Below are 19,901 nucleotides of genomic sequence, written 5' to 3'. Positions count from 1 at the left end.
TCCAGAAGACGGGGGCTTTCGAGGGGCACAAGGGGACCACAGTGGCTACTGGTTGCCCAGGGACACCAGCTTCTCGGGGTTGCGCACGATGTAGACACACCGGATCCGGCCGTCCACGACATCGAGCTGGACGGCGCTGTCGGGCTTGTCGCCGGAGAGGACGAGGAGCGCGGCGCCGCCGTTGAGCTCCAGGAGGCGGTACGAGGGATCGGGGATGCCCTGCTGGGCGACGGCGTACAGGAAGCGGCCCACCTTGTCGGCGGTTTCGATGACCCGCAGCGGCGCCTTGGACAGTCCGCCGCTGTCGCCGATCAGGCGGACGTCCGGGGCCAGCAGGGACATGAGCCCCTCCAGGTCCCCTCCACCCGCCGCCGCGAGGAACCGCTCGGTCAGGTCGCGGCGTTCGGCCGGATCGACCTCGTAGCGCGGCCGTCGTTCCTCGACGTGTTTACGCGCCCGTCCGGCGAGTTGGCGCACGGCGGGCTCGCCCCGGTCGAGGACGGCGGCGATGTCCGCGTACGGGTAGCCGAACGCCTCCCTGAGGACGAACACCGCGCGCTCCAGGGGCGAAAGGGACTCCAGGACGACGAGGACGGCGAGCGAGACGGAGTCGGCGAGCACGGCACGCTCGGCGGTGTCGGGGGCGGTGTCCCCGAAGTCGGTGGCGTACGGCTCGGGAAGCCACGGTCCCACGTACGCCTCGTTGCGCGACCGCACCTGGCGCAGCCGGTCGACGGCGAGCCGGGTGACGATGCGCACCAGGTAGGCGCGGGGTTCGCGTACCTCCGTCCGGTCGGCGCCGGACCAGCGCAGCCAGGCTTCCTGGACGACGTCCTCGGCGTCGGCCACCCGTCCCAGCATGCGGTAGGCGACGCCCATCAGGACGGGGCGGTGCTCTTCGAAGGCCTCGGTCGCGGTGTCGATGGTCACGGCCCCATCCCATCCCGGCACGCCCCGCCGTGTCCAGGCGGCACCGCCGCCTTCCGGAGCGCAATGACCGGCGGTCGGCGGGCGGTTGGCCGGCTGTCACCCGTCCAGTCGGAAAGCGTGGGCGAGCGGATCCAGGTGATGGCCCCCGGGGGCTACCCGTCGGTAGCGGTTGCTGACAAGCTGTCTACGAAGACGGTTCGTCAGCGTGCCACCAGACGAGGAGCAGCATCATGTCCGCCACGGTCTCCTTCAGCCTTCCCTCCGCGCACGGTCCGCGGACCGTGACCATGTCCTACGCGCGCGTGGGCACCGGCGAACCGCTGCTCCTGCTGCACGGCATCGGCCACCACCGGCAGGCCTGGGACCCGGTCGTGCACATCCTGGCCGCCGAGCGCGAGGTGATAGCCGTCGACCTGCCCGGGTTCGGCGAGTCCCCGGCGCTGCCCGACGGGCTCACGCACGACCTCGGGACGGTGGTGCCCACGCTCGGCGGGCTGTGCGAGGCGCTGGAGATCGAGCGTCCGCACGTGGCCGGCAACTCCCTGGGCGGCCTGCTGGCCCTGGAGTTGGGCCGCGAGAAGCTCGTACGGTCCGTCACCGCGATCTCGCCCGCCGGGTTCTGGTCGCCGGTCGAACGGCGTTACGCCTTCGGTGTGCTGCTCGCGATGCGGCAGGGCGCGCGGCGCCTGCCGCTCCCGGTGATCGAGCGGCTCTCCCGCTCGGCGGCCGGGCGGGCCGCCCTGACCAGCACCATCTACGCCCGGCCCGGCCGCCGTTCACCCGAGGCCGTCGTCGCCGAGACCCTCGCGCTGGCCCACGCCGAGGGCTTTGCCGACACCCTCCGGGCCGGCACCACCGTCCAGTTCACGGACGACCTCCCGGGGCTGCCCGTCACCGTGGCCTGGGGCACCCGGGACCGGCTGCTGGTGCGCCGCCAGGGGATCCGGGCCAAGCACATCATTCCCAGGGCCCGGCTGGTGCGGCTGCCGGGCTGCGGTCACGTCCCGATGAACGACGACCCGGCGCTCGTCGCCCGCGTGATCCTCGACGGCAGCCGCTGAGCGACGCCGGGTGAGGCGCCACGCGCCGGAGCCCAGGGCGACGCCCGCGCCGACCAGGGCGCTGCCCGCGGCCTGCGCGGTGCCGTACGCGCCGGTGCCGACCAGCGGCGCCGTGCAGGCCGCCGCGACGGGGATGAGCCCGGAGAAGAGCGTGGCGCGCTCCGCGCCGATGCGCTGCATACCCATGTACCAGCACACGAAGCCGACGACCGTGACGACCGCCGCCTGCCACAGCAGCGCGGCGGCCTCGGTGGTGTCCGGCGTCCGCAGCCACGCGCCGCCGGTGAGGCGCGCGGTGACGATCCCGGCCACTGCCGACTCGACCGCGGCGATCCCGCAGACGGTGGCCGACAGCAGCCGGGGCCCGAGCGGGCGCAGCACCGGTACGGCGAGCACCGCGAAGCCCACCTCGCCCGCAAGCGCGCACACGGAGTACGCGATCCCCGTGCCGTCGGTGCGGCCCCAGCCCTGCACGGTGAAGGCACCCACCGCGACGAGCGACGCCCCGTACAGGACCTGCCGTTGCGGCCGACGGCCCTCGAGAAGAGGGACGACAACGGCCACGGCCACCGGGGCACAGCCCACGAAGACGCCCGGAACGGCTGGTTCCGCGGTGCGTTCGGCGGCGATCACGGCGAGGTTGAAGCCGACCATGCCGACGGCCGCGAGCAGCGCGAGGCGCCCCCACCGGCGTACCGCCAGCCGCCGCAGCGGTGCCGTGCCGCCCCGCCCGACCAGCGGCAGGAGCAGCACGCAGGCGAGGCCGTAGCGCAGGAACTGACCGCCCGCGTACGGGTAGTGGCCCAGGACGCTGTTGGCGGTGAAGGAGCCTCCGACGAGGACGCAGGCGAGGGCGGCGAGCAGCGACCCGCGCAGGGGGGTGGTGTTCATGACGGTGACGCTACGAAGGTCCGCGGTCCGGTTTAAGGTCCACTTTCATGACGCCATCGGGGACCACATGACACCGTCGGGGTCCGCCTGGGAGCTGCTTGTGCCGGCCGCTTCGGCACCGGCACGCGCGCGTGGGCGCGCTTTGCAGGCCGCGCTGCGCGAGGCGGTCCGCACGGGGCGGCTCGCGCCGGGCACCCGGCTGCCGTCCAGCCGCGAGCTCGCCGCCGACCTCGGGGTGTCGCGGGGGCTGGTCACCGAGGCGTACGAGCAGTTGACCGCGGAGGGGTATCTGCGCAGCGACCGGGGCGCGGGGACCTGGGTCGGCGGCGCCGTCCGGGCGGCCCACCCACGCGCGCGTGACCTCGCCCCGCGCCCCGCCGGGGCCCGCGCCGACTTCCTTCCCGGGACGCCGGACCTGTCCCTGTTCCCACGCGCCGCCTGGGCGGCCGCCCAGCGCGGGGTCCTCGCCGAACTGCCCCACCACGCGCTCGGCTACCCGGATCCGCGCGGTCTGCCCCGGCTGCGCACCGCCCTCGCCGAACTGCTCGCACGGCGCCGCGGCGTGGTCGCGGACCCCGAGCGCGTCATCGTGGTCTCCGGGGTCGCGCAGGCGACGACCCTGCTCGGATTCGTGCTCCACGCGCGCGGGGTGCGCGCGATCGGCGTCGAGGACCCGGGAAGCCCGGAGCACGGCACTCTCTACGCCTCGGCCGGCATCGACGCCGTACCGCTGCCGCTCGACGGCGAAGGGCTGGCCACCGGGCCGCTGCAGGAGTCGGGCGTACGGGCGGTGGTGACGACGCCCGCCCACCAGTTCCCCTCGGGGATCGCCTACTCGGCGCGGCGGCGCACGGAACTCCTCGACTGGGCGCGCTCGGTGGACGGTCTGGTGGTCGAGGACGACTACGACGGGGACTTCCGCTACGACCGCGCTCCTGTGGGGGCGCTTCAAGGGCTCGATCCCGAGCGCGTCGCCTACACGGGGTCGGTCAGCAAGTCGCTCGCGCCCGGGCTGCGGCTCGGCTGGCTGCTCGTACCGGCGGCGCTCGCCCAGGAGGTCGTCGAGCGCAAGCGCACCATGGATCTGGGGAACCCCGTCGTGGACCAGGCGCTCCTGGCCCGCTTCGTGGAACGGGGCGACTACGACCGGCAGCTGCGCCGCTGCCAGCGCGCCTACCGGGAACGGCGCGACACTCTCGTATCCGCCCTGGAGGAGCACTTTCCCGGAACCGAGGTGTCCGGGATCGCGGCGGGTCTGCACGTCATCGCCGCGCTGCCCGAGCGGTACGGGCCGCCGGAGTACTTCCTGGAGCGAACCGCGGCGGCGGGGGTGGCCGTGCGTCCGCTGGCGGACTACGGGCGGGCGGTCGAGCGTGCCGGCGTACGGCTGGTGCTGGGCTACGCCCACCAGTCCCCTGCGCGGATCCGCGACGGCGTACGCCTGATGGCACAGGCGGTGCGCGCCTGACCGCTGGGGGGGGCGGCCGTGTGAGTGGGCAGGCCGGGGCATCCGTGGGACGTGCGGGGTCGGAGGCGGACGTCGGTGCCCTTGTCGGCGGGGCCAGTTGTTCACTCGTGGTTTCCGTGTGCGCTGCGGCGCACCAGTAGTTGTGGCTGGGCACATTGCCCGACTCCGTCGACTCCGTCCCTGGAGGCGCATTCATGTCACACCGTCCGCACAGCCCTCTCCCGCTCCCCGGTCGCCGCGGCGTCCTGCGCGGCTCCCTCGCCGCTTCCGCGGCCCTGGCCCTGCCCACCGCACTCGGCTCGGCCCCGGCGTTCGCGCTGTCCGGGCGGCCCGAGGCGGGGTGGGGCGTCCAGGCCGGAGACGTGAGCGCGCACTCCGGCCTGGTGTGGGTCCGCTCGGACCGCCCCGCCCGGATGATCGTCGAGACGTCCGCGACCGAGTCGTTCCGCAACCCCCGCAGATGGCGCGGTCCGCTGCTCGGCGCGGACTCGGACTTCACCGGTACGACGCGGCTGCGCGGACTGCCCTCCGGCGAGCAGATCCACTACCGCGTGCTGCTGGCCGACCCCGACGACCCGCGGCGTACGGGCGAGCCGGTGACCGGCACCTTCCGCACCGCGCCCGCGAAGCGGCGCCACGACGTCCGGTTCGTCTGGTCCGGTGACCTGGCCGGACAGGGCTGGGGCATCAACGAGTCCATCGGCGGTTACCGGATCTTCGACGCCATGGCGAAGGTGGACCCGGACTTCTTCCTGTGCAGCGGCGACAACATCTACGCCGACGGCCCGATCTCCGCCACGGCGCCGCTTCCGGACGGCAGCCTGTACCGGAGCATCACCACCGAGGAGAAGTCGCACGTCGCGGTCACCCTGGCCGACTACCGGGGCAACTTCCGCTACAACCTGCTGGACTCGGCGCTGCGCCGGTTCAACGCCCGGGTTCCGAACATCATCCAGTGGGACGACCACGAGGTCCGCAACAACTGGTACCCGGGCGAGGTCATCGGATCCGGCACCCCCTACCCGGCCGGCACGGAACTCGACGACCTGGCCGCCCGTGCCCGGCGGGCGTTCTCGGAGTACTTCCCGATCTCCACCATCAGCGGACGCCCGGACGGACGGATCTACCGGACCGTCCACCATGGACCGCTCCTGGACGTGTTCGTCCTGGACATGCGGACCTACCGGAACGCCAACTCGCCCGACGACCAGACCACCGACCCGCAGGGCATCCTCGGCCGCGAGCAGCTGGAGTGGCTCAAGCGCGAGCTGGCCGCGTCGCGCGCGGTGTGGAAGGTCATCGCCGCCGACATGCCGCTCGGCCTGGTGGTGCCCGACCCGGTCGAGGGCAAGCCGAACATCGAGGCCGTCGCCCAGGGCGACCCGGGCGCGCCGCTCGGCCGCGAGCTGCAGATCGCCGAGCTGCTGCGGTTCATCAAGCACCGGCGGATCACCGGGACCGTGTGGCTGACGGCTGACGTCCACCACACCTCGGCACAGCACTACGACCCCGCGCGGGCCGCTTTCAAGGACTTCGAGCCGTTCTGGGAGTTCGTCTCCGGACCGCTCAACGCGGGCGCCTTCCAGGCGAACGCCCTGGACGGCACCTTCGGCCCCGACCGGGTCTTCGTCAAGGCTCCCGCCACCGCCAATGTCTCGCCGGCGGACGGATACCAGTTCTTCGGCGAGGTCGACATCGACGGCGACAGCGGGGAGCTGACGGTGCGGCTGCGTGACCTGGACGGCACGGTGCTGTTCACACAGGTGTTGCAGCCGGGGCGTGTGGGTCAGTAACCGCGCCCAACTCCCGTACCCTCGAAGGGCTGGGCCGCGCACCGGAGTCATCCCCCGGTGCGCGCCCGCTCTCGTGACCAGGCACGTAAGCCAGGTGATCCGAGACAGGCAAAACTAGCGCAAAAAGAACCGCAAAAAGGATAGAACGACACTTTACCGATCAGTCACAGACCGTTCGTGATCACGCAACACCACTCCTTCACAGTGGCTGCATGACTCCAGACATGTCTGATGTGACCCGGGCGAAGCACGGACGCCCCGTCCACCACTGGCGACGCGACGTGGTCGAGCTCGCCGCGCTGTTCACGGCCGTCGCGGTCGCCGACGCCGTCGCCAACCTGATCGGACACGGCCCCGACGGTCCGGCCCTGCTCGTGATCTCGTCCGTGGTCCTGGTGGCCACGGCCGGATTCCACACATGGTGGGCACGCCACCACGGTCACGCGCCGCCCGCGGGCGATACCGGTGCCCGGACACTCGCCGGAGGGCGAGAGGCCGGGCAGGCCGACCAGGCCACGGCGGGGCCGGAGGCCGTCACGGGAGCGACCGTCCTGTGGCGGATGCGGACGACGGTGAAGGACGAGCCGGGTTCGCTGGCCGCGCTGTGCGTGGCGCTGGCCCACCAGCGGGTCGACATCCTGAGCCTGCAGACACACCCGCTCGCCGAGGGCACGGTCGACGAGTTCCTGCTGCGCGCGCCCGCCGAGCTGGCCGCGTCCGAGATCACCCGCGCCGTCTCGCTGGCGGGCGGCACCGGCACCTGGATCGAGCGGGCCGACGCCCACGACCTGGTGGACGCTCCGACGCGCGTCCTGGGGCTGGCCACGCGCACGGCTTTGGACGCCGCGGAACTTCCGCTCGCCCTCCGGCAGTTGCTCGGTCGGTGCACCATTCGTTCGCTGCCCGCCCGCTCCCCCGGGTCGGGTCGCGCGGAAGAGGGTGCGCCGGTCGAAGGAGTGCTGGAAGACACGGTGATGCGGTTGCGCGCACCGGAGGGTGGGGTGATCACGGTGGAACGGCCGTATCTGCCGTTCACGCCGACCGAGTTCGCTCGGGCGCGGGCGTTGGTGGAGCTGGACGCGCGGCTGGGTCCGCGCATTCCGCTCAACCAGGACATGCTGACACTGCCGGAGGGCCCCGCGATCACCGTGCGCCGCGCCGACGTCTCCGACCTCGACGCGGCGAAGGCGATGCACGAGCGCTGCTCCCCGCGCACGTTGAACATGCGCTACCACGGGCCGGTCGGTGACGCGGACCGTTATCTGAACCACCTGCTCAGCCCGCGCTTCGGACGCACCCTCGCCGTGCAGACGGCGTCGGGGCGCGTGGTCGGGCTCGGCCATCTCCTGTGGGACGGCGACGAGACGGAGATCGCGCTGCTCGTCGAGGACGACTGGCAGCGGCGCGGGATCGGCGCCGAACTGCTCGGCCGTCTCGTGACGATGGCCGTCGAAGCGGGCTGCGAGAGCGTGTACGCCGTCACACAGGCCTCCAACACCGGCATGGTCGCCGCCATGCGCGGGCTGGACCTCCCCCTCGATTACCAGATCGAGGAGGGCACCCTCGTCATCACGGCCCGCCTGGACGCCACACCGGTGACCTCCCGGCTGCCGTACGACCAGGAGCAGAAGCAGGCGCAGAACAAGTAGGACGGACACCAAAAGGCCCCGGGCACCTTACCCGGGGCCTCTCTCTGGTCACCGCCCCAGCGCACGGTCCAGGTCGGCCCACAGGTCCTCCACGTCCTCCAGCCCCACCGACAGGCGCAACAGCCGGTCACTGACCCCCGCGTCGCGGCGGTCGTCGGCGGCCACGATGCGGTGGCTGATGGACGCCGGATGCTGGATCAGGCTGTCGACACTGCCGAGGCTCACCGCCGGGGTGATCAGACGGACCCCGGCGATGACCTCGTGCGGGTCTGCGTGGACCTCGAAGGCGATCATGGCACCGCCGATCCGCGGATAGTGGACGCGGTCGACGCGCGGATCGGCGGCGAGCCGGCGGGCGAGTTCGGCGGCGTTGGCGGACGCGGCCCGGACCCGTACGGGCAGGGTCGACAGGCCGCGCAGCAGCAGATATCCGGCCAGCGGATGCAGTACGCCCCCGGTGGCGAACCGCACTTGGCGCAGCCCCCGGGCGAATTCCTCGTCGCAGGCCACCACTCCGGCCATGACGTCCCCGTGTCCGCCCAGGTACTTGGTGGCGCTGTGCAGGACCAGGCGGGCCCCTTGTCCGGCGGGGCGTTGCAGCACGGGTGTGGCGAAGGTGTTGTCGGCGAGCAGCGGAACGGACCCGCAGGCGTGCGCGACGGCGCGCAGATCGAGTTCGGCGAGCGTCGGATTGGCCGGGGACTCGACCATGACAAGACCGGTGTCGGGGCGCAGGGCGTCCGCGATGCCCGCCGGGTCGACCCAGGTGACCTCGGAGCCCAGCAGCCCGGCGGTGAGCAGGTGGTCACTGCAGCCGTACAGGGGCCGTACGGCGACGACATGGCGCAGGCCCAGCGCGTTCCGCACGAGCAGTACGGCGCTCAGCGCGGCCATGCCGCTCGCGAAGGCGACCGCGCTCTCGGTTCCTTCGAGGCGGGCGAGGGCGGTCTCGAAACGGGCGACGGTCGGGTTGCCGAGACGCCCGTAGACGGGCGGGCCCTCCGGTTCGGCGCCGTCGGCCGCGAACGCGTCGATGCGGGCGGCCTCGCCGCGGCTGTCGTAGGAGGGGTAGGTCGTGGACAGGTCGATCGGCGCGGCGTGCAGCCCCAGCCGGGCGAGGTCCTCCCGCCCGGCGTGCACGGCCTCGGTGGCGAGGGCACGCGGCGCGAGGGCACGGGTGTCCCGAACGCCGTAGAAGTCGTCCCGACCGTCGTAGGAGTCGCCCTGAGCGTCGCAGGAGTCGTCCTGAGCTTCGTATGCGTCGTGCACCACGGATTCCATGCACAGCAGACTGAACACCGGCCGGGGCCCCGGACGCACACTCCGTGTTACGTTCGGGCCATGGCCGAATCTGTCGTACTCGATCCGGTGGATCTTCATCTGCTGCGACTGCTCCAGAACGACGCACGGACGACGTACCGCGATCTCGCCGCGCAGGTCGGAGTCGCGCCCTCGACCTGCCTGGACCGGGTGACGCGGCTGCGCCGTGCGGGGGTGATTCTCGGCCATCAGCTGCGCCTCGATCCGGCGAAGCTCGGGCGGGGCCTGGAAGCCTTGCTGTCCGTGCAGGTCAGACCGCACAGCCGCGAGTTGGTCGGGCCGTTCGTGGAGCGGATCAGGGCGCTGCCGGAGTCCCGGACCGTCTTCCACCTCACCGGGCCCGACGACTACCTCGTCCTGGTCGCCGTCGCGGACATGGCCGACCTGCAACGGCTGGTCCTCGACGAGTTCACGTCCCGGCGCGAGGTGGCCCGGGTGGAGACCCGGTTGATCTTCCAGCAGTGGGACTGCGGCCCACTGCTCCCGCCCGCCCCGACCTCGACCTCGACCTCAGCCTCGGCGCCGGCCTCGGCCTCGGCAAAATCAGGCTGATGCAGGCCCCGTGCCCGGTCGACCGGGCTGACGCGGCACCCGTCCTCGTATGAGGATGTCGGCATGTCAGAGACGAAGAGCCCGCTGCCCCGCGAGGTCGCCGACGCGTACGTCGACGATCTCATCGCCCTCGATCCGGTCCTCGGTACCTACCTCGGTGTGAAGGAGAGTGCCGACAAGCTCCCCGACACCTCGCCCGCGGGGCAGGAGGCCGTCGCGGAGCTGGCGCGGACGACGCTCGCCCGGCTCGACGAGGCGGAACGGCAGCCGGGCGCGGACAGCGACATCGAGCGCCGCTGCGCCCGGCTGCTGCGCGAGCGGCTCACCGCCGAACTGGCCGTCCACGACGCCGACGAGGGCCTGCGGGCCGTCGGCAACATGCAGACGGCCGCGCACTCCGTGCGCCAGGTATTCACCATCGCGCCGACCGAGACGGACGAGGACTGGACCGCGATCGCCGAGCGGCTGCGCGCGGTGCCGACCGCGCTGACGGGGTACCGCGAGTCCCTCGCTCTCGGCCTGGAGCGCAAGCTCTACGCGGGCCCGCGCCCCACCGCGACCTTCATCGAGCAGCTCACCGAGTGGTCGGACCCGGACGGGCAGGGCCGTGGCTGGTTCGAGGACTTCGTGTCCGCGGGTCCCGACGCCCTGCGGGACGAGCTGGACACGGCCGCCCGGACGGCCACTCAGGCCCTGGTGGAGCTGCGCGACTGGATGCGTGACGTCTACGCGCCCACGATCGAGGGCGCGCCGAACACGGTGGGCCGCGAGCGGTACGCGCGCTGGGCACGCTACTTCAACGGTACGGATCTCGATCTCGACGAGGCGTACGCGTACGGCTGGTCCGAGTACCACCGGCTCCTCGCGGAGATGAAGTCCGAGGCCGAGAAGATCCTGCCCGGCGCCAAGACCCCCTGGGTGGCGCTCGCGCACCTCGACGAGCACGGCAGGCACATCGAGGGCGTCGACGAGGTCCAGACGTGGCTCCAGGGAGTGATGGACCGGGCGATCGACGCGCTGGACGGCACCCACTTCGAACTCGCCGAGCCGGTACGGAAGGTGGAGTCGCGCATCGCGCCGCCCGGCGGCGCGGCGGCCCCGTACTACACCGCGCCGTCCGCGGACTTCTCGCGGCCCGGCCGCACCTGGCTGCCCACCATGGGGCAGACCCGCTTTCCCGTGTACGACCTCGTCTCGACCTGGTACCACGAGGGCGTCCCCGGCCATCACCTCCAGCTCGCCCAGTGGGTGTACGTGGTCGACGACCTCTCGCGCTACCAGGCCACCGTCGGTCTCGTCAGCGCCAACGCCGAGGGCTGGGCGCTGTACGCGGAGCGGCTGATGGACGAGCTGGGCTTCCTGGAGGACGCGGAGCAGCGGCTCGGCTACCTGGACGCGCAGATGATGCGCGCGGCCCGGGTCATCGTCGACATCGGCATGCACCTGGAACTGGAGATTCCGGCGGACTCCCCCTTCCACCCGGGCGAGCACTGGACCCCGGAGCTGGCGCAGGAGTTCTTCGGCGCGCACAGCAGCCGTCCGGCGGACTTCGTGGAGAGCGAGCTCACCCGCTACCTCTCCATCCCGGGACAGGCCATCGGCTACAAGCTCGGTGAGCGGGCCTGGCTGCTGGGCCGCGAGAACGCGAAGAAGCGGCACGGCGCCGCCTTCGACGCCAAGGCCTGGCACATGGCGGCCCTGTCGCAGGGTTCGCTGGGCCTGGACGACCTGGTGGACGAACTGTCCCGGCTCTGACGGACACCGGACTGCGGCCGGGCTCACCGCGACAAACGGGCCCGGCCGCCGCGTATCGAGTACTCCGCGTATCAAGCACGCGGAGTATCAAGTACGGGGGTATCAAGTACGGGGGTATCAAGTACGGGAGTGCCGGGATCACCGGGCGTGCTCGGCATGTTCGGAGCACAGGCAGCCGACGCCCTTCTCGATCCACTCCTGGCCGACCCACTCCGGGTGCCGTTCGATCATGAGCGCCGAGATCTCCTCGACGATCGTCCGCTCGTCCACGGCGGAGTCGCGGCGGGCCCATGTCTCGTCCCGCAGCAGACGGAGGTAGTCGCGCACGTCGGCCAGCAGCCGCGCACCGCCGACCTCGCCGTGGCCGGGCACCACGATCCGGGGAGCCTCCGCCGCCAGCTTCTCCATCACCGCGATCCAGCGGGCTGCGGACACGTCGGTGTCGTGCGGCGGGAACCAGGGGAAGATGGCGAACTGCCCGGCTTCCACGAGGTCCCCCGTGAACAGGACGTCCGCGTCCGGCACCCTGACCACCTGGTCGCCCTTGCTGTGGGCCCGGCCGGTGGCCCGCAGCTGCACCACCCGCCCGCCCAGGTCCAGGTCGTACGCCCGGTCGTAGACGACATCGGGCCGCGCCAGTTCGACGCCCTGGAGCCGGCGCTCGACCGGCTTGCCGAGCCCCTTGAACATCTCCAGGTAACCCGGCCCCTTCACCTTCAGGTCCTCGGCCTGGTCCCGGTTGAGCAGGTACGTCGCCTCCCCGGCGAAGACCTGCGCCCCGAAGGCGTGCTCGGGGTGAAAATGCGTCGTCGTCAGGTAGATCCGACGTCCCTCGGCGTAGCCGGCCGCGAACTCCAGCACCTTTTCGGCGTTGCGCGGGCCCATGCCTGTGTCGACGACGAGCACGGCACCGTGGCCGCCGATGACGCCGATGTTGGGCACGAGCTGCACGCGCCGGTCGGGGATGACCACCAGGTCACGGGCCAGCTCCTGAACACCGTCGACGTGAACGACGGGATCCGTCGTCACCGCTTCCTCAGACACTGCGACTCCTCGGTGTTGCGCTGAGCCACCAGTCCAGCGCGGGACGTCCGGGGGCGTCCAACACCGATCTCGCAGCCCCGATACCGCACGGGTATCGTCGCAGTTGAGAGAGTTCGCAAGAGCGTCTCGGGAGAGCGATGGAGCGGTGATGGAGCTGCGGACCCTGCGCTACTTCGTGGCGGTCGCCGAAGAACTCCACTTCGGCCGCGCCGCCGCCCGACTGCACATGACCCAGCCCCCGCTGAGCCGGGCCGTCAAGCAGCTGGAGACCGACCTCGGCTGCGAACTGCTGCGCCGCTCACCCACAGGCGTCACCCTCACCCCGGCCGGGGCCCTCCTCCACGACGAGGCGCGCACCCTGCTGGCGCGGGCCGACCAGGCCCGGGCGCGGGTGGCCGGCGCGGCCGGCACGGCCACCCTGACCATCGGCACCCTCGCCGACAGCGCCGAGCAGGTCGGCACCCGGCTGGCCGTCGCCTACCGGCACCAACACCCCGCCGTGCGCATCCGCATCCGCGAGGCCGACCTGACCGACCCGACCATCGGACTGCGGGCCGGCCTCGTCGACGTGGCCCTGACGCGGGCGCCGTTCGACGACACCGGCATCAGCACCCGCGTGCTGCGGTCGGACCCGGTCGGTGTGGTCCTGCGTGCCGACGACCCGCTGGCCGACCGCGACCGGCTGCGCCTGGACGAACTCGCCGACCGCCGCTGGTTCCGGTTTCCGGAGGGCACGGACCCGGTGTGGCAGGCCTTCTGGACGGGGCCGCCCGGCGCCGACGGGCGCCGTGACGGTCCCGTCATCCGCACCGCCCACGAATGCCTCCAGTCCGTCCTGTGGAACGACACCGTCGGACTGATGCCCCTCGCCCACTCCCAGTCCCTGCCCGAGGGGCTCACGGTGATCCCCTTGGCGGATGCGCCGCCCAGCGACCTGGTCATCGCATGGAACAGCGCCCACGCCACCCCGCTCATCCGCTCGTTCGTGAGCCTCGCGACGGCCCTCACGCGCTCCTAGGAGCGGTCAGCAGCCACAGTCCGCCGCGTCCACCGGAGCCGTCAGCGGGTCCGCCGCGCGGCGCTCGCCTCCCTCCCAGGTCTCGTACGCGAAGCCTTCGCGCACCCAGTACTCGAAGCCGCCGAGCATCTCCTTGACCTGGAAGCCGAGTTCGGCGAGAGCGAGAGCGGCACGGGTCGCGCCGTTGCAGCCGGGTCCCCAGCAGTAGGTGACGACGGGCACCGACCTGTCGAGGAGCTGCTCGGCCTGCTCGGGGATCAGCGCGGTGGGCAGATGGATCGCACCGGGCACGTGCCCCTGGTCCCAGGACGCGGTGGAGCGGGAGTCGAGGACCACGAAGCCGGGGTCGCCGCCCGCCGCGAGCGCGGAGGCGACATCGGAGACATCGGCGTGGAAGGCGAGGCTCGCGCCGAAGTGGGCGACGGCCGCGGCCGGGGACGCCGGGGCGACGCGCAGTACGGGGTTCGTCCTGGTCGCGGTGCTGGTCGCAGTGGTGACAGTGGTGTCGGCGGTCGCAGTCATGGTCTGGTCTTCCCTCCCTGCCCCGCCGGACCGGCGCCTTCGCCGCACCGGCCCCACGGGGACTTCCTGGCCAGAAATCTACGGCCGGTGATCCTCTTCCTGAAGTGGCGATCCACGGCATCGCTCTTGATCGGCCGGGGTTTTCCCTGCTATCCATCGCTCATGACCGCGTATTCCCCGGACGCCACCGACTGGCACATCCTCGATGTCCTCCAGCGCGAGGGCAGGGCCAGCTTCGCGGAGCTGGCCCGTGCCGTCTCGATGTCCGCGAGCGCGGTCACCGAGCGGGTGCGCCGCCTGGAGGAGGCGGGCGTCATCCAGGGGTACGCGGCCGTCGTCGACCCGGAGAGACTCGGTCTGCCGATCCTGGCCTTCGTCCGGCTGCGCTATCCGAACGGCAACTACAAGCCGTTCCACGACCTCGTCGAGGCGACGCCCGAGATCCTGGAGGCGCACCACGTCACGGGCGACGACTGCTTCGTCATCAAGGTCGCGGCGCGCTCGATGAGCCACCTGGAGAAGATCTCCGGCCGGATCGGCACCCTGGGTTCGGTGACCACGAGTGTCGTGTATTCCTCACCGCTCCCCCGGCGCCCCCTGGGCCACTGATCCCCCGGCGAACCTTCGGCTCAGTCCTGGACGCCCCGCTGCCGTACGACCGATCCCGTTCTGCCCTTCACGACCTCAAGCTGGGCGTGGATGCGGCGCCGCAGGTCGGCGACATGGCTGACGATGCCCACGCTGCGGTCGCGCTCCCGCAGGGAGTCGAGCACGTCGAGGACCTCGTCCAGGGTCTGGTCGTCGAGGCTGCCGAAGCCCTCGTCGATGAAGAGCGTGTCCAGCCGCACCCCGCCGGCCTCGTCCGTGACGACGTCCGCGAGGCCGAGGGCCAGCGCGAGCGAGGCGAAGAACGTCTCGCCCCCGGAGAGCGTCGCCGTGTCGCGCTCCCGGCCGGTCCAGGCGTCCACGACGTGCAGTCCGAGCCCGCTGCGGCCACGGCCCGCGCGGTCGTCGGAGTGGACGAGGGTGTAGCGCCCGGAGGACATGCGCTGAAGTCGTACGGTCGCGGCGGCGGCCACCTGTTCCAGGCGGGCGGCGAGGACGTACGACTCCAGGCGCATCTTGCGTTCGTTCTCCGCCGAGGTGCCCGCGGCCAGCCCGGCCAGGCGTGCCACCCGGTCGAACTCCTCACGCAGTGGCGCGAGCCGGCGCACGGACGTGCCCGCGCGCGTGGACAGCCGGTCCAGTTCCGTGCAGCGTCGGGCGGCCTCGTCCTGGGCGGAGGCGGTCTCCCGCAGCCGCCGGGCGGCGGACTCGGCGGCCCGTTCGGCGACGGCCAGGTCGGCGGCCGGTCGCTCGGCGGCGGCGGCCGTGTCGGCCTCGGCGAGCACGGCACGCACCGCGCTGTCCTCCAACTGCCAGGCGTCGAGGCGTCGTTGGAGGTCCCGGTGGGCCGCGTCGTCGAGGAGCGCGACGGCCGCGGCCTGGGGGGTGTCGAAACCGGCGCGGAAGGCCGCGTCGGACAGGCGCGCGTCGGCGTCCTTGAGACGCTGCGCGGTGTCCTCGGCCGCGCGCACGGCCTCCGCGGCCTCCGTGAGCAGGGCGGCCTGCCGCTCCAGCTGCGCGGCGCGCGCGGCGACGCTGTCGGCGGCGCCCCGGGCCTGCGCCAACTCCTTCTCCAGGGAGGCCCTTTCGCGGTCGTTCCGGTCGCGGTGGGAGACCCGGGCGGCGGCGCGCAGTGCGGCCTGCTGCTGGGCCGCGACCCGCCGCTCGTGCTCGAGTCCGGCCTGCGCGAGCCGCTCCCGCGCGGCGTGCAGCCCGGATCCCGCAGCCCGCGTCTCGGCGTAGTGCAGCTCCAACCCCTCGGCCTGCTCGGCGAGTTGGGCGGTCGGTGCGTCGCCCGCCTCGGCGCTGGCGGCCGCCAGCGCCTCGCGTACGACGCCGAGCCGGCGTTCGTCCTCGGTGGCCTGTTCGTCGGCGCGCTGGTACACCGCGAGGGCCCGCTCCTCGGCCTCCCGGTCGACGTGTCCGGCGTCCTTGCGCGCGGGTGCGGGGTGTGCGGAGCTGCCGCACACGGCGCAGGGCTCGCCGTCGACGAGACCGGCGGCGAGTTCCGCGGCGATGCCCTGAAGACGCTGTTCCTTCAGATCGAGCCAGTGGACCCGGGCGTCCGTCGCGCGTTCACGGGCGCCGAGGGCCCTGGCGTGGGCGGCGTCCGTGTCCCGGGCGAACTGGTCGCGCTGCCGGGCCGCCCTGAGCCGCGCCTGGGCGGGATCGCGCCGCTCGGCGAGCTGCTCCGCACGCGTGGTGGCCTCCTGCGCGGACTCGATGCGCGCCTGGAGCTCCGCACGGGTCGCCTCCCAGGTGGCGAGCCAGCTCTCGGCGTCCTGCTGGACGTCCTCGTCCTCGCGCTCCTGGCGGTCAAGGGAGACGCGCTCCTGGGTGAGCTCGCCGAGCCGGCGCTCCGCCCTGCGGGCCGACTCCAGTCCGCCGAGCTCCTCGGCCGCCTTGCGCGCCGCCGCCGCGAGCCCGGGCGCACCCGCTCCGGTGTAGGTGTCCGGCAGGGCGAGACGCGCGCGTGCCTCGTCCGTGGACGCGCTGCGGTGCTCGGCCTCGGCGTCGTCGCGCAGATCGAGCGCGGGGGCCACCTTCTCCGCCTTGCGCCCCCGCTCCATCCTCGCCTGCGCCTCCTGATGGGCGTCGGCACGCTCCTCCAGCCGCGCGGCGCGCTCCCGCGCCTCGGTGAACCTGCGCTGCAGCCGGGCCACTTCGCGTACGTCGTCGAGTACGCGGTCGGCGGCGGCCTGCGCGGACTCGGCCGCCGTACGCGCGGTGTGCGCGAGGGTGAGCCGCTCGCGGGCCGTACTGCGGGCCACGGCGGCCCAGGTGAGTACGGCCTCGGCGAGGCCGGGCTCACCGGGCGCGAGATCGGGCGGCGACACCTCGACGATGTCGCCGGCGGCCTGCTGCATGCGGTGCGCGTCGGCGAGCAACGCGGCGTCGCCCTCCCGCACTTCGGCCTCCGCGGCCCGGCGCCGCTCGGCGAGCCGCTTCTCGACCTCGGCGAAGCGGTGGGTGTCGAAGAGCCGGCCGAGCAGCTTGCCGCGGGCCTCGGCGTCGGCCCGCAGGAAGCGGGCGAAGTCGCCCTGGGGCAGCAGCACGACCTGGCAGAACTGCTCACGGCTCATGCCGAGCAGTTGGGTGATCTCCTCGCCGATCTCCTGGTGGGAGCGGCTGAGGTCCTTCCAGGTGTCCGCCGACGCCTCGTACTCGCGCAGCCAGCTCTGCGCCTTTTCGGTGGTCGTGCCCGTGCCGCGCTTCTTGGGGCGGGCCCAGGGCGGCTGCCGGGTGACCTCCAACCGGCGTCCGGCGGCGGTGAGTTCGAGGGTGATCTCGGTGCGCGTCGCGGGTGCCGCGTGATCGCTGCGCAGGGTCAGGCCCTGGCCGCTCTGGCGGGCGCCCGGGACCGCCCCGTACAGCGCGTAGCAGACGGCGTCGAGGACGGACGTCTTGCCCGCGCCCGTCGGCCCGTGCAGCAGGAAGAGCCCGGCGGCCGACAGCTCGTCGAAGTCGACGCTCTGGGTGCCGCCGAACGGCCCGAAGGCCGTGATGTCCAGGCGGTGCAGCCTCATCGGGCCTCCTTCGGGTCCTGAGCGTCGTGCGGGTCGTGCGTGTCGTGCGTGTCGTGCGTACGTGGGGTCACCGGGCGACCTCCCGGACGGCCTCGTCGGCGCGGACGGCGTCGAACGCGTCCCTCAATACGGCCTGTTCGTCGGCGTCGGGGCCCGCGCCGCGCACATGGGCCACGAAGTCCTCCGCGATCTCCTGCTCGCTGCGGCCCTCGAGCCGCCGGGCGTAGGAGACGTCCGGGTCCTCGGGGGCCCGCTCCGGTTCGAAGACGAGGCTGAGCGTGTGCGGGAAGCGTTCGGTCATCCGGGCCATGGGCTCGGTGGGGCGCACCGGGTCGGTGAGGGTCGCCTCGACCCACGCCTCCTCGTGGCGCGCCAGCCGCGGATCGGCGAGCAGGTCTTCCAGGTGCCCCCGGACACGGGCGAGCTTCCGGGGCACGGGACAGTCGACCCGCTCCGCACCAACGAAACCCTCCGGCCCCAGGTCCACCAGCCACATGCTCTTGCGGTGGTCGACCTCCGAGAAGGAGTACGGCAGCGGGGAGCCGGAGTAGCGCACGCGCTCGGTGATGGTCTGGCTTCCGTGCAGATGGCCCAGTGCGGTGTAGTCGACGCCGTCGAAGACCCCGGCGGGTACGGCGGCCACCCCGCCGACGGTGATGTCCCGCTCGCTGTCGCTGGCCGCCCCGCCGGTGACGAAGGCGTGGGCGAGGACGACGGAACGGGTGCCCTCCGCGCGCGTGGCGAGGTCGGCGCGGACCCGGTCCATGGCGGCGGCGAGGACGGCCTCGTGCCCCGCCTTCTCGACCCCGAACTCGGCCTTGACCAGGGCCGGTTCGAGATATGGAAGTCCGTAGAAGGCCACGTCGCCGTGGACGTCGGGGAGGAGGACGGGCGTGCCGCACGCGGAGGGCTCGGTCCGCAGATGGATGCCCGCGCGGCCGATGAGCCCGGCGCCGACACCGAGCCGACGCGCCGAGTCGTGGTTCCCGGAGATCATCACCGTGGGCACCCCGAGGCCGGCGAGCCGGTGCAGCGCGTCGTCGAAGAGCTCGACTGCGGCCAGCGGCGGCACCGCCCGGTCGTACACGTCCCCCGACACGACCACCGCGTCCACGTCGCGCTCACGCACGGTCGCGACGAGGTGACCGATGAACCCGGACTGGGCATCGAGCATGTTCACCCGGTGGAAGGCCCGGCCGAGATGCCAGTCGGACGTGTGCAGAATCCTCATGATCCCCGAGACTAACGGGCGGGTCGGACATCACGGGCGGCTACTCCCGTATCGGTCCGTGCTGCCCGCCTATGCGTCCCCGTACGCCTCTCCACCCAGTTCGAACCCGGCCGTCCCTGCCGTCGCGTCGGCGAGCCACGCCCGGAAGGGCTCGACGTCGGTGTCCGGCAGCCCGATCTCGATCGTGACGGCCTCGCCGTACCGGACGTCACGGACCTCGCGCCCGGTGGACCGCAGGTCGTTCTGTATCTTGCCGGCGCGCTGGTGGTCGACCGTGACCGTGGCCAGCCGGAAGCGTTTGCGCGTGAGTGTGCCGAGGGTGTCCAGTGCCTCGCCCACCGAGCCGCCGTACGCCCTGATCAGTCCGCCCGCGCCGAGCTTGACCCCGCCGTAGTAGCGGGTGACGACGGCGACGACGTACCGCATGTCGCGGCGCAGCAGCATCTGGAGCATGGGCACGCCCGCGGTGCCGCCGGGTTCGCCGTCGTCGCTCGCCTTCTGGACGGCGGCGTCGGCTCCGATGACGTACGCGTAGCAGTTGTGCGTGGCGGCGGCGTGCTCCTTGCGGACGCCCGCGATGAACGCCTGGGCCTCCTGCTCGGTGGCCGCCGGGGCGAGGGCGCACAGGAAGCGGGAGCGGTTGACCTCGGTCTCGTGCACGCCCGCGCGGGCCACTGTGCGGTACTCGTCCTGCATCACGCCAGCGTATGCGCTTCCCGCGCGGGTCCGGCACGGCGGACCCGGAGCACGGCGCACACGCGCGTGCGGCGCGCTCCGGGGAGTTCGGCGGCCCGGCGGGGAAGCGGGGTTCGCCGCGCGGCGGTCGCGGCGAACCGCAACCGCACGCGGCGCGGCCGTTTTCCAGCGCGGACGGCTTCCGCCGCGGACGATTTCCAGCACGGACGGCCTCGGTGGTCGCGCACCAGGCGGCCACGAGATCGCCCGATGGGCGCCCCCGGCTGCGGCGGACCGATCTCACGGCCACCGACTCCGCCCCGCTCCGCGCGCGAACGCGGCCGCGGGCCCGCCACTGAT

15 protein-coding genes and 1 pseudogene are annotated in these 19,901 nt (G+C 72.8%); 8 read left to right on the top strand and 8 right to left on the bottom strand.

From position 1 onward, the window contains the following. Nucleotides 1-45: 45 nt before the first annotated feature. Nucleotides 46-930: an RNA polymerase sigma-70 factor gene (locus tag ACFVWD_RS19170; protein WP_389597486.1), complete on the bottom strand. Its 885-nt coding sequence runs from the start codon at nt 928-930 to the stop codon at nt 46-48. Between the two features lie 230 nt (nt 931-1,160). On the opposite strand from ACFVWD_RS19170, the gene ACFVWD_RS19165 reads away from it, so the two are divergent. After that, entirely contained in the window at nt 1,161-1,991 is an 831-nt protein-coding gene (locus ACFVWD_RS19165; RefSeq protein WP_389597484.1) for an alpha/beta fold hydrolase, read from the top strand. A gap of 93 nt (nt 1,992-2,084) precedes the next feature. Here ACFVWD_RS19165 and ACFVWD_RS19160 read toward each other — a convergent pair. Beyond that, nucleotides 2,085-2,882: pseudogene (locus tag ACFVWD_RS19160) on the bottom strand (DMT family transporter); the annotation flags it as partial. Nucleotides 2,883-2,949: 67 nt separating this feature from the next. On the opposite strand from ACFVWD_RS19160, the gene ACFVWD_RS19155 reads away from it, so the two are divergent. The 3 genes from ACFVWD_RS19155 (at nt 2,950) to ACFVWD_RS19145 (ending at nt 7,792) form a co-directional block, all read left to right on the top strand. Beyond that, a complete protein-coding gene (locus ACFVWD_RS19155) occupies nt 2,950-4,350 on the top strand; it encodes a PLP-dependent aminotransferase family protein (RefSeq protein WP_389597482.1) in 1,401 nt (466 codons plus the stop codon). A 194-nt stretch (nt 4,351-4,544) separates the two neighbouring features. Then, nucleotides 4,545-6,143: an alkaline phosphatase D family protein gene (locus tag ACFVWD_RS19150; RefSeq protein WP_389597480.1), complete on the top strand. Its 1,599-nt coding sequence runs from the start codon at nt 4,545-4,547 to the stop codon at nt 6,141-6,143. Nucleotides 6,144-6,367: 224 nt separating this feature from the next. Beyond that, nucleotides 6,368-7,792 (top strand): GNAT family N-acetyltransferase, encoded by a 1,425-nt coding sequence (locus ACFVWD_RS19145; protein ID WP_389597478.1) that lies wholly within the window; start codon nt 6,368-6,370, stop codon nt 7,790-7,792. A 48-nt stretch (nt 7,793-7,840) separates the two neighbouring features. Here the strand turns inward: ACFVWD_RS19145 and ACFVWD_RS19140 are convergent, their stop codons facing one another. Next, a complete protein-coding gene (locus ACFVWD_RS19140) occupies nt 7,841-9,073 on the bottom strand; it encodes a trans-sulfuration enzyme family protein (RefSeq protein WP_389597477.1) in 1,233 nt (410 codons plus the stop codon). Nucleotides 9,074-9,133: 60 nt separating this feature from the next. Between ACFVWD_RS19140 and ACFVWD_RS19135 the strand changes: the two genes are divergently transcribed. Together ACFVWD_RS19135 and ACFVWD_RS19130 are read left to right on the top strand one after the other, a co-directional pair. Continuing rightward, nucleotides 9,134-9,664: an Lrp/AsnC family transcriptional regulator gene (locus ACFVWD_RS19135; protein ID WP_389597475.1), complete on the top strand. Its 531-nt coding sequence runs from the start codon at nt 9,134-9,136 to the stop codon at nt 9,662-9,664. Between the two features lie 63 nt (nt 9,665-9,727). Further along, complete coding sequence (locus ACFVWD_RS19130) at nt 9,728-11,419, top strand: DUF885 domain-containing protein (RefSeq protein WP_389597473.1); 1,692 nt, start codon at nt 9,728-9,730, stop codon at nt 11,417-11,419. A gap of 138 nt (nt 11,420-11,557) precedes the next feature. On the opposite strand, the gene ACFVWD_RS19125 is transcribed toward ACFVWD_RS19130, so the two are convergent. Beyond that, nucleotides 11,558-12,463, bottom strand: a complete 906-nt coding sequence (locus tag ACFVWD_RS19125; RefSeq protein ID WP_389597472.1) for an MBL fold metallo-hydrolase — start codon at nt 12,461-12,463, stop codon at nt 11,558-11,560. A gap of 148 nt (nt 12,464-12,611) precedes the next feature. Between ACFVWD_RS19125 and ACFVWD_RS19120 the strand changes: the two genes are divergently transcribed. Continuing rightward, on the top strand, nt 12,612-13,481 hold the full coding sequence (locus ACFVWD_RS19120) for a LysR substrate-binding domain-containing protein (protein WP_389597470.1): 870 nt from the start codon (nt 12,612-12,614) through the stop codon (nt 13,479-13,481). 6 nt (nt 13,482-13,487) lie between these two features. Here ACFVWD_RS19120 and ACFVWD_RS19115 read toward each other — a convergent pair whose 3' ends face one another. Next, the gene (locus ACFVWD_RS19115; protein WP_389597469.1) at nt 13,488-14,003 is read right to left on the bottom strand and encodes a rhodanese-like domain-containing protein; all 516 of its coding nucleotides are present in this window, start codon (nt 14,001-14,003) and stop codon (nt 13,488-13,490) included. A gap of 162 nt (nt 14,004-14,165) precedes the next feature. Here ACFVWD_RS19115 and ACFVWD_RS19110 point away from each other — a divergent pair, with 162 nt between their 5' ends. Then, a complete protein-coding gene (locus ACFVWD_RS19110; protein WP_389597467.1) occupies nt 14,166-14,612 on the top strand; it encodes an Lrp/AsnC family transcriptional regulator in 447 nt (148 codons plus the stop codon). A gap of 20 nt (nt 14,613-14,632) precedes the next feature. Here ACFVWD_RS19110 and ACFVWD_RS19105 read toward each other — a convergent pair whose 3' ends face one another. The 3 genes from ACFVWD_RS19105 to ACFVWD_RS19095 form a co-directional block, all read right to left on the bottom strand. Then, nucleotides 14,633-17,635, bottom strand: coding sequence for an AAA family ATPase (locus ACFVWD_RS19105; RefSeq protein ID WP_389597465.1), 3,003 nt, complete (start codon nt 17,633-17,635; stop codon nt 14,633-14,635). Between the two features lie 67 nt (nt 17,636-17,702). Further along, entirely contained in the window at nt 17,703-18,866 is a 1,164-nt protein-coding gene (locus tag ACFVWD_RS19100) for an exonuclease SbcCD subunit D (RefSeq protein WP_389597463.1), read from the bottom strand. Nucleotides 18,867-18,935: 69 nt separating this feature from the next. Continuing rightward, complete coding sequence (locus ACFVWD_RS19095) at nt 18,936-19,562, bottom strand: YigZ family protein (RefSeq protein WP_389597462.1); 627 nt, start codon at nt 19,560-19,562, stop codon at nt 18,936-18,938. Between the last annotated feature and the right edge of the window lie 339 nt (nt 19,563-19,901).

This window comes from Streptomyces sp. NPDC058086, assembly GCF_042885015.1.
In the GTDB taxonomy this organism is placed as follows: domain Bacteria; phylum Actinomycetota; class Actinomycetes; order Streptomycetales; family Streptomycetaceae; genus Streptomyces.
This window is presented reverse-complemented; position numbering and strand designations above follow the sequence as displayed.